The organism is Pseudomonas sp. Colony2, from assembly GCF_019382755.1.
GTDB lineage: Bacteria > Pseudomonadota > Gammaproteobacteria > Pseudomonadales > Pseudomonadaceae > Aquipseudomonas.
The window spans coordinates 4,708,703-4,714,307 of sequence record NZ_CP080030.1 but is presented as its reverse complement, the minus strand read 5'-3'; the positions used below and the strand labels follow the sequence as shown (position 1 = coordinate 4,714,307).

Here is a 5,605-nt window from a genome sequence, read left to right as displayed (position 1 = left end):
ACGGGGCGTGATAGATCAAAATCAAAAGCAGTGCAACAGCAACAGCAAGATCAAAAGCAGTTGGATTTAGTGCGTATCCACCAGCCCCAATTCCCGCGCTTGCGCAATCGGATCGCTGATGGCTTTGATGCGGTTGGCTTCCGTGATCAGGCGTGCGCGCTCAGCCGCCGGTATATCGTCCAGCGGCAAGCTGGCCACTCGTTGTTCGTATCCCGCCAATACCAGCACCAGCAGCTCATTACGCTGATGCCGTGGCAACGCGCGGGGCGATTGGGTGACGGGGGCGATGGTGTCCAAGGCCTGCTGCGCCTGGCCGCCAAGGGCGTAGGCCAGGGCCAGGTTGCAGCGGCTGTCGAGGTCGTCGGGTTGCAGGCTCAGGCTTTTGGCGAACGCGGTTTGTGCCGCGACGGCCTGGCCGTTCAACACCTGGGCAATGCCCAGTCGGGTGTAGGCGACCGGCGACTGGCTGGCCTCGGCGGCCTGGCCCAGGGCGGTCACGGCGCGTTGGCTTTTGCCAAGGCGCAGTTGCGCGGTGCCCAGTCCCAGCAGGGCGTCGGCGTTGTGGGCTTGAAGGCCGAGGGCCTGTTGGAAGGCGCGCTCGGCACCGACCGCGTCGTTGCCGTCGAGCCGTGCCTGGCCGAGTTTGAGCCACAAGTCGATGCTTGCGCCCGGTTGCTGGGCCGCACGTTCGTACAGCGCCGCCGCGCTGGCGTAGTCGCCGCGTTTGTTCAGGTCGTCGGCCAGCTTCAGCGAGCGGTCGGAATCGCTCGGCGCAGTATTGGAACAGGCAGCCAGCAACAGGCTGCCGGCAAGCAAAAAGTGTTTGGTCATCGTCACAACTCGTTGGGCGAAGGCGGACGTCATGTAAGCATATTTTCCATGGCGCTCCTATGTCTGTCGGTGCTGTTGGGTGCCTCGATCGCCCACGCCGACGAAGAGCCCGAATGGTTCGCCAAACCCTACGCCTATGTGCTGGTGGACCAGGACGTGCGCGCCGCCCTCGAAGAATTCGGCCACAACCTCGATATCCCGCTGGTGCTCTCCGACAAGGTCCGCGGCAAGGCCCGCAGCACCGTGCGTGCAGCCACCGCCGGGGAGTTTTTGCAGACGCTGTGCAGCACCAATGGCCTGACCTGGTATTTCGACGGCAACCTGCTGTACCTCAATGCCAGCGATGAAATCACCACCAGGCTGTTCAAGGCCAACGCCCTGAACCTGGATCAGTTGCAGGCCTATCTGAACAACCTCGATGTGTTCGGCCAGCAGTTATCGATGCGTAACGGCCCCGAGGGCGATGAAGTCTTCGTCTCCGGGCCGCCGCCGTACCTGGCGCTGGTCCAGCAGCATGTGGATCACCTGCAGCCCAAGGCCGCCGCGCCTGTTGTGGCGCGCGAGCACGGCGTGCGGGTGTTTCGCGGCGCCCAGGTGAGCACTGAAACCCCTTGATTCACCCCAACCCCAGTAAAGGAGCATGACCATGTCCGTAACCGCCGTAGACAGCAACCTCGCCCCCGGTGGCGCCAGCCCTGAAGCCAAGTTCAACGCCGCGGTGGACAACGCCAAGAGCGCCGATAAACCGGAGATGACCGACGCCGAATTCACCGATGCCCTGATCACCCAGGCGGTCACCATCGGCGGCCAATTCATCATCATGCCCAAGGCCCAGGAAATGCTGAATGACGCCATGTCCGATGACGACGAAGAGTAGGGCGCACCCATGACCATCAGTCTCGCTGCCAGCGCCACGGCCTTGCCGCCGTCCGCCGGCGCGGGGCCCGCCGGGGCCTCGCAGAATCTGTTCGAGCACATGGCCAATACGGCCAAGGGCATGCCCGAGGGCGCCAGCCCCCATCAGATCGGCTCGGGGTTGATGGAGCGCCTGAACAGTTTTATCGACCGCTCCCGGACCTTTTCCGAGCGCGCCGATTTGCTCACCAATAACCCCTCGGCGCCGCCGCAAGTGGCCGCTGCGGATATCCGCACCTCGGGTGCCTCGCCCACCGCAGAACCGGGCAAGAAAGTCGCCGAGCAGCAGGTCGACCAGATCGTCCATTCACTGGGCAAGATGTTCGACTACTCCATCGAAACCCAGATGGTGGTGCGCGGTGCGACGCAGATTTCCGGTTCCGCCAACACGCTGCTCAAGGGTCAATAACGCCATGCCAAGCCCGAATCGTGCCCTGCGCCTGCTGCTGATCGGCGTGCTCGCCAGCCTCTTGCAGGCCTGCGACATGGACCTCTACACCAACCTCAGCGAGCGCGACGCCAACGCCATGGTCGCGGTGCTGCTGCGCGACGGCATCCCGGCGACGCGCAAGGTGCAGGACAACGGCCAGTTGAAAGTGGTGGTCGACGAACAGCGCTTCGCCGAGGCCATGACCCTGCTGGACAACGCCGGCCTGCCGCAGCAGAGCTTTTCCAACATGGGCGAGGTGTTCAAGGGCAATGGCCTGGTGTCGTCGCCGGTGCAGGAGCGGGCGCAGATGATCTATGCCTTGAGCGAAGAACTGTCCCACTCGGTGTCGCAGATCGACGGCATCGTCTCGGCGCGGGTGCACGTGGTGCTGCCGGACAATGACCTGCTCAAGCGGGTGATTTCGCCGTCGTCGGCCTCGGTGCTGGTGCGCTACGACCCGGGCACCGACATCAACACGCTGATTCCGCAGATCAAGACCCTGGTGGCCAACGGCATTTCCGGCCTGAGCTATGACGGTGTGTCGGTGACCGCGATCAAGGCCGCGGTGTCCATCAGTCAGAACCCGGCGCAACCGCGACTCGCGCGTTTCATGGGCCTGTGGCTGTTGGAAGACAACCTCAACCAGGCGCGGTTGCTGTTCGGTGGCTTGCTGCTGCTCGCCCTCGGCGCGGGTGGTGTGTTGGCCCGCCAGCAATGGGCCCGGCGCCAGGCCCAGGCGTTGTATGTGCTCAAGGAGGGTGAATGAGCCTGGTTGAGCGTTGGCAGGGGCTGATCGCCCAGCCGTTGCAGTTTGTGCGCGAGCAAAGCCTTGGCGAGTGTTTTGGCGAAGGCCTGCCGGTCGAGGTGCTGCAAGCCCTGCATGGGCAGCCGCGTTTTCGCTCGCGGCTGGAGCAACTGCTGGCCAGCCATTATCAGCTGGCGCCGCTGGCGCATCTGGTCACGCCGCCCGCCGCTGATTTGCCGGTGCTGCTGCTGAGCCCGGCGCAATTTGCGCGTCTGCCCAGGCTGTGTGGTGCGATCTGGCATGGCTCGACCCTGAGCCGGGAGATCCGCCGCGAAGTGGTCAATGAATTGCGCGAGGGCCTTGGCCAGGAAGCCTTTGCCCTGGCCCTCGCGCACCGGCAGTTGGGCGGCGCGGCCGACCTGTTGCGCGAGCCCGCGGAGTTGATCGACGCCATCGACCGCGATGGCCTCACCTGTGTCGCTGCCTGGCTGCAAGCCCAGCCTGCCGAGTTGCAAGGCTGGCTGCCCCTGCGGTTTGTCGCACCCAAGGGCTACAGCGGGCGCTTGCCCCGCGACCTGGAGATCGTCCAGACCGTCGCCGCCCGGTTACTCGCCGAGGAGCTTGCCCATGAGTGAATTACCCAGCCGTCCGGCCGCGCGGATTTTGCGCGCCGATGAAGCGGCGTTATGGACCGATGGCTTTGCCTTTGTGCAAGCCGCCAGGGCGCACGCCGAGCAGATCAAGGCCGACAGCGACCAATGGCTGCACACCGCCCGCGCCGAGGGTTTTGAAAGTGCGCGCCGCGAAGGTGCCGAACAGGTTGCACAGTTGCTGCTGGAAACCCAGGCCCAGGTCCAGCATTACCTGGCCGGGCTTGAGGCGTCGCTGGCGGACCTGGCCCTGGGCATCGTGCGTGAAGTACTCGGCGAACTGGACGACACCGACCGCGTGGTGCGTTGTACACGCCAGGCCCTGAGCGCGTTTCGCCAGGGCCAGGCCTTGACGTTGTGGGTGCCGCCCGCCGACGTGAATGCCCTGCGCCCACAGTTGCTCAAGGACGGCATCGCCGTGGAGGCCGATGCGCAACTGGGCGCCGGCCAGGCCCGCCTGAGCAGCCCGGCGGGTTCGGTTGAGCTGGGACTGGAGGCGCAACTGCAAAGCCTGCGCCGCAGCCTGTTGCCCTTTGCCGAAGAGGGCGTGGCATGAACCTCGATCAACTGCTGCCGCGCCTGACCGAGCGGCTGTCCCAGGCCCGCTTGCGTCCGATGCAGGGCACGGTGCTGAGCATTCGCGGGGTGTTGCTGCGGGCCAGCGTGGCGGGCGCGAGCATCGGTGAGCTATGCCACCTGCGCGACCCGGTCAGTGGTCGCAGCCTCAGCGCCGAAGTGATCGGTTTTGATGGCGACGAAGCGATCCTGTCGCCCATCGGTTCCATGGAAGGCCTGTCGACCCGCACGCAAATCACTGCCACCGGCGAAAGCCTGGGTGTGGCCGTGGGCGATGCGCAATTGGGGCGAGTGATCAGCCCCATGGGCGACTTTCTCGACGGTGACGGTGTACCGCCAACCCTGAACCTGCAGACCTACCCCTTGCATGCCGAGCCACCGGCCCCGTTCTCCCGGCAATTGATCGTGCGCTCCATGGCGTTGGGCATCCGCTCCATCGACGGCTTGCTGACCCTCGCCCAGGGCCAGCGCATGGGCATCTTCGGCGAGCCCGGTGTGGGCAAATCCTCCTTGTTGGCGAGCATCATCCGCAACAGCGAGGCCGATGTGATTGTCATCGGTTTGATCGGCGAGCGGGGCAGGGAAGTGCGCGAACTGCTGGACGTGCAACTGGACGCCACGGCCCGCGCACGCACCGTTGCTGTCGTCGCCACCTCCGACCGCCCGGCCGCCGAGCGGGTGCGCGCGGCATTTGTCGCCACCACCCTGGCCGAGTACCACCGCGACCAGGGCCGCAATGTACTGCTGTTGATGGACAGCCTCACGCGGTTCGCCCGCGCCCAGCGCGAAATCGGCCTGGCCGTGGGTGAACCGCCAACCCGTCGCGGTTATCCGCCGTCGTTTTTTGCCACCTTGCCCAAGTTGCTCGAGCGCGCCGGCCCGGGCCCTGCCGGCAGCATCACCGCGCTGTACACCGTGCTCACCGAAGGCGACGCCGCCAGCGATCCGGTGGCGGAGGAAGCGCGTTCGATCCTCGACGGGCATATCGCCCTCAGCGCCGAACTGGCGCAGCGCAACTATTTCCCGGCGGTGGACGTGCTGCGCAGCCGCAGCCGCTTGATGGAGCAGGTCGCCGGTGATGAACACAAGCGCCTGGCGATGCGCATCCGTGAATTGATGGCGCGCTACGGCGAGATCGAAATGCTGATCCGCGTCGGCGAGTACTCCGCCGGCAGCGACCCCCTGGCCGACGAAGCGATCACCCGCCATGGGGCAATTGAAGCCTTCCTGCGCCAGAGCGCCGACGAACCCAGCAGCCCCGAACAGACCTTGATCCGCATGCGCCAGGTGCTGGCATGAGCCCGAAAACGCAGCAAGCTCCAGTGTGGGAGCTGTCGAGCTTCAGCGAGGCTGCGATGGCGTCAGCACAGCCAACATCAATGTTGCCTGACCCACCGCTATCGCAGCCTCGCCGGGGCTCGACAGCTCCCACACTTGATCTTCATGCACACCTTGATC

8 protein-coding genes are annotated in these 5,605 nt (G+C 65.4%); 7 read left to right on the top strand and 1 reads right to left on the bottom strand.

The features are described from left to right. Window positions 1-66: 66 nt before the first annotated feature. Window positions 67-831 (bottom strand): tetratricopeptide repeat protein, encoded by a 765-nt coding sequence (locus JV201_RS18755; protein WP_134326973.1) that lies wholly within the window; start codon window positions 829-831, stop codon window positions 67-69. Window positions 832-879: 48 nt separating this feature from the next. Between JV201_RS18755 and JV201_RS18750 the strand changes: the two genes are divergently transcribed. Genes JV201_RS18750 through JV201_RS18720 form a run of 7 tightly spaced genes read left to right on the top strand, consistent with a single transcriptional unit; the run spans window position 880 to window position 5,446 of the window. Then, a complete protein-coding gene (locus JV201_RS18750) occupies window positions 880-1,446 on the top strand; it encodes a type III secretion protein (RefSeq protein WP_102369493.1) in 567 nt (188 codons plus the stop codon). A gap of 31 nt (window positions 1,447-1,477) precedes the next feature. Beyond that, window positions 1,478-1,708: a hypothetical protein gene (locus JV201_RS18745; RefSeq protein WP_003208330.1), complete on the top strand. Its 231-nt coding sequence runs from the start codon at window positions 1,478-1,480 to the stop codon at window positions 1,706-1,708. Between the two features lie 9 nt (window positions 1,709-1,717). Next, a complete protein-coding gene (locus JV201_RS18740) occupies window positions 1,718-2,155 on the top strand; it encodes a hypothetical protein (RefSeq protein WP_003208328.1) in 438 nt (145 codons plus the stop codon). A 4-nt stretch (window positions 2,156-2,159) separates the two neighbouring features. Then, window positions 2,160-2,942, top strand: a complete 783-nt coding sequence (gene sctJ, locus JV201_RS18735) for a type III secretion system inner membrane ring lipoprotein SctJ (RefSeq protein WP_003208326.1) — start codon at window positions 2,160-2,162, stop codon at window positions 2,940-2,942. Next, window positions 2,939-3,556: a hypothetical protein gene (locus JV201_RS18730; RefSeq protein WP_003208324.1), complete on the top strand. Its 618-nt coding sequence runs from the start codon at window positions 2,939-2,941 to the stop codon at window positions 3,554-3,556. Before sctJ ends, JV201_RS18730 begins: the two co-directional genes overlap by 4 nt. Continuing rightward, a complete protein-coding gene (locus JV201_RS18725; RefSeq protein ID WP_177009714.1) occupies window positions 3,549-4,127 on the top strand; it encodes a FliH/SctL family protein in 579 nt (192 codons plus the stop codon). The genes JV201_RS18730 and JV201_RS18725 overlap by 8 nt, the downstream gene beginning before the upstream one ends. Then, entirely contained in the window at window positions 4,124-5,446 is a 1,323-nt protein-coding gene (locus tag JV201_RS18720) for a FliI/YscN family ATPase (RefSeq protein WP_219405899.1), read from the top strand. The genes JV201_RS18725 and JV201_RS18720 overlap by 4 nt, the downstream gene beginning before the upstream one ends. Window positions 5,447-5,605: the final 159 nt, after the last annotated feature.